At 60.8% G+C, this 1,017-nt stretch carries 1 protein-coding gene and 1 pseudogene; both read left to right on the top strand.

The features are described 5' to 3' along the window. On the top strand, nucleotides 1–583 hold a 583-nt coding region (locus ACM9LZ_RS25865; protein WP_416622376.1), incomplete at its 5' end, for a sulfotransferase family 2 domain-containing protein. A 140-nt stretch (nucleotides 584–723) separates the two neighbouring features. Continuing rightward, a pseudogene (locus tag ACM9LZ_RS25870) lies at nucleotides 724–1,017 on the top strand (DDE-type integrase/transposase/recombinase); the annotation flags it as partial.

The following is a 1,017-nucleotide window of genomic DNA, read 5'->3' on the forward strand; positions in this document are numbered from 1 at the left end:
CACCCGCCTGCTTTACCTCCATGTCCCTAAGACCGGGGGCGGGGCGATCGAGACCTGGCTGAAGACCCTCGCACCGCTGCATTTTCACAGCATCGGCATGCCCAATGCACTTCGTTGCACGCCACAGCACTTCCGCATGGCGGATTTCCGCGCGCTGTTCGGCGATGGCTGGTTCGATCATGCCGCGATGACGGTCCGCAACCCCTACGACCGCATCGCCAGCGAGTATCGCATGCGGGCCGTCCTTTCCGGTCAGGGGTTCTGGAAGGCCTGGCCGCAATTCTCGCTCTGGCTGGAGACCAACCTCGAGGCAGCGACGAAGAACCCCTTCCACCTCGACAATCATCTACGCCCTCAGTGGGAGTTTCACGGATCCGGTGTCGAGGTACTTCGCTACGAGGATGGCCTGCTTGCCGCGGCGGCGCATATGGCCATGTTGCTGGGCGTGGAGCCCCCAACGGAACTGCCGAGGGTCCATGACACGTCGGAAGCGCAGATCGAGGTATCGTGGGACTTGTCGGACCGGCTTCGCGTGCAGGAGTTTTACCGCAAGGATTTCGAGATCTTCGGCTACCCGCCTTGATCTTCTTATGATTGTAAGAAAATTTCCATTTATCCGTAGCGGTTTGGGGGTTTGGCGAGGATTTCCAGTCACCTTGACGTGGTTGACATGTCCGTGATGATGCCGGCCGTGCGGATCACAGGCTGCGTTTTGCCAGTTCCTTCAAGAAAACAACGGACAGCGACCACAAAGGCCCGGTTGCCGCCAATGTCCTCGACCAGGATTTTGCCGCCGCCGGACCCAATGAGAAGTGGGGCGTCGACATCAGCTATGTCTGGACCGCCGAGGGCTGGCTCTATCTGGCCATCGTGCTCGACCTCTATTCGCGCCGCATCATCGGCTGGGCGGTGTCCGACAGGCTGAAGAAGGATCTCGCCCTAAACGCCCTCAGGCGCGCCATCGCCATCCGCAGGCCGCCGAAGGGCGTCATTCACCACTCCGATCGCGGCAGCCAA

This window comes from Niveispirillum fermenti, from assembly GCF_048066175.1.
Taxonomy (GTDB): Bacteria; Pseudomonadota; Alphaproteobacteria; order Azospirillales; family Azospirillaceae; genus Niveispirillum; species Niveispirillum fermenti.